General features: G+C 54.4%; 2 protein-coding genes and 1 pseudogene. 2 read left to right on the plus strand and 1 reads right to left on the minus strand.

From position 1 onward, the window contains the following. The coding region (locus tag Q1Q75_RS22525) for a cation:dicarboxylase symporter family transporter (protein WP_300675460.1) at positions 1-671 on the minus strand (671 nt) is incomplete at its 3' end. Positions 672-1,051: 380 nt separating this feature from the next. Between Q1Q75_RS22525 and Q1Q75_RS22530 the strand changes: the two genes are divergently transcribed. Beyond that, entirely contained in the window at positions 1,052-1,861 is an 810-nt protein-coding gene (locus Q1Q75_RS22530; protein WP_300675462.1) for an outer membrane lipoprotein-sorting protein, read from the plus strand. 599 nt (positions 1,862-2,460) lie between these two features. After that, positions 2,461-2,679: pseudogene (locus tag Q1Q75_RS22535) on the plus strand (ABC transporter permease); the annotation flags it as partial.

Consider the following 2,679-nt stretch of genomic DNA (forward strand, 5'->3'; position numbering starts at 1 on the left):
TGCTTGCCGAAGACCACAGCGATAAGCGCAAACACACCAAAGGGGGCAAACTCAAGGATCCAGTTCACGACCTTGTACATCACCTCGGCGCCGCCTTCAAAAAAGGAGTACACGGTCTGGGCCGCTGCCTGAATCCGTTCGTCGTCACTTTCACGCAGATGAGACAGACCAATGCCGAAAAAAATGGCAAAAAAGATGGTCGGGAGCATCTTTCCGCTGGTAATGGCTCCAAAGGGGTTGGTGGGAATGATGTTGAGCAGGGTATCCACCACAGAGGGCGGCGTCGCCATCTTTCCGGCGGATCCGGCCACACCCACCAGCGCCATGCCATCGCCGGGAGTAAACAGGTTGGCAAAAATAAGCCCGAGGGCCACGGCAAAGCCTGAGGTCAAAAGATAAAGAACCATGCCCTTCACCCCGATACGTCCCAGGCGTTTAGGGTTGACACTGGCGGCCCCCACCACGAGGGTAAACACAACCACCGGCATGACGATCATCTTCAAAAGTCGAACAAAGGCGGTGCCAAGCGGTGCCACACAGGCAATCTTGGGGCCAAAGGCGATACCCGCCACGGCACCGAGGATCAGGCCAATCAGAATACGAACCAGCAGGTTGGAATTAAAATACCAACCGAACAACCCCGATTTTTTCCCTGCATCATTTTGATTCATTGATTCTCCCCTCTTTATTTAATAAATTTTATTTAACGGGTCTGTAAATTTAATTGAATGTAGAGAGTAAGAGCACAGAGAATGCCAACTCAATCGAAAATTTCATAACCCACTGATACGATGTCTATTTAGAGTCACAGAAACGCCCTTGCCCCCTGAGCAAGGGCTATAACCTACAGAGCCCCTCACAAAACAAGGTTGATAAATGCCTTTAAAATAGAGTTTGTTATGCGAATTCGACGAGGTTATAATGCATGGGAGGTTATAGGGGTTATGTGAGAGGCCTCCCCTCTCTCTCAATTCCAGATCATAACGACATGGTCGCCAACGTCTCCCCCCAAGAGCAGCTGCGGCAACCCCAGCCATTCAGGAGCCCCGTGATGAAGCCATTGCCCCCACACGCTCTCCCCTCCGCAGGCCCTCCTCTGGAGCCTTCCCCACGAAAGGGCCTTGCTGTCCTTGTCTCCCTTACCTTGCTTCTCATACCCGTCCTCTGTGCGGCAGAGTCCGCCGGGTCCATCGTCTACGCCGCCTTTGATTACTGGCGAGGGGAAGCCTCCATCGCCCAACTCACCATGACCATCCACCGCCCCACCTGGGAACGCACCGTCACCATCGACGCCTGGACCCAGGGGGAATCCGACAGCCTCTTTGTCACCCGAGCCCCGGCCAAAGACAGGGGAAACGGCACCCTTAAAAGGGGGCCCACCATGTGGATCTATAACCCGAAGGTCAATAAAATAATTAAACTCCCCCCTTCTATGATGAGCCAGAGCTGGCAGGGTTCAGACTTCTCCAATAACGACCTGGCCAAGACCGACAGCCTCATCCACGACTACACCCACACCCTGATGGGCCAGACGGCGCAAGACGGGCACATCGTCTACACCATACAATCCGTTCCCCGGCCCGACGCCCCCGTTATCTGGGGCATGATCACCCTGGAGATCCGGGAGGACCACCTCCTTCTGAAAGAGACCTTCTTCGATGAAGACCTGGAACCGGTCAAAGAGATGACGGCCTCGAATATCCAACCCGTGGACGGAAAACTCTTTCCCCTGACCTGGAAAATGGCCAAAACCGAGACCCCGGAAAGCTACACCCTCATGGCCTATAAACACCTGAAATTCATAAAGGAGCTGCCCCCCAACACCTTCACCCGCGCCAACCTGGTCAAGGTGGGGAGGTAAAAAAAACAAAAAGGCCTCCGGCGGCGAGGTGTGCCACCTCGAAAGCAGGTGAGCGAATGCGATGCGGGTGTCATCACTCCAAGTGATTCGCGTTCGCATTCGCGTGTTGTGCGAGGGGATGCACGATGCATTGCAAGTGCATTTGTTACCGGCACCACAGAATCAATTCGAGGTTTGCCACATCTCCAAACAACACCGGAAGGCTGGGTAAAAAACAGGGACCGCAATGGATCGATGGCATAATAATCCGGCGCTTGCGGAGTATTTCCAAAGCGGATCTATAAAGCCTTGGGATAAAGATCCGTTCAGGCGATGGAGGGTATCACTCGCCTCGCTCAGACAACGGCTTTCGAGTTGTTTCACAACCATGACGTCACATGAGAGTAAAACCGATGTACGGCAATCTTGATGGTGGACCAAGGCCCCCAAAGCTCATGCGCTTGCGACGTACAAGGCACCCCCTTACCCTTCACGCGAATGCGGACGCGAGGTGTTGAGAGTACCAACAGCCTTAGAGCATTCGCAAACCCGCTTTCAAGGTGGCTCCACCTTGCCGCCGGAGGCTTATTTTTCCCGTTTTTCAGGATTCGAGGCAACCCATGCCCCACGACATCCCACTGGCCTGGCGGAACATCTGGCGAAACCCGAGACGAACGGTGCTCACGGTCTTGGCCATCGCCTTTGCGGCGTTGCTGCTGGTCTTTATGTTATCGTTTCAGTTCGGGACGTACGAGACGATGATCAACGCCTCGGTGTCGCTTCGGACGGGGCATCTGCAGGTGCAGGCGGCGGGGTATCAAGAAGATCAGGAGATCCGC

This window comes from Desulfoluna sp. (assembly GCF_030145185.1).
Classification (GTDB): Bacteria; Desulfobacterota; Desulfobacteria; order Desulfobacterales; family Desulfolunaceae; genus Desulfoluna.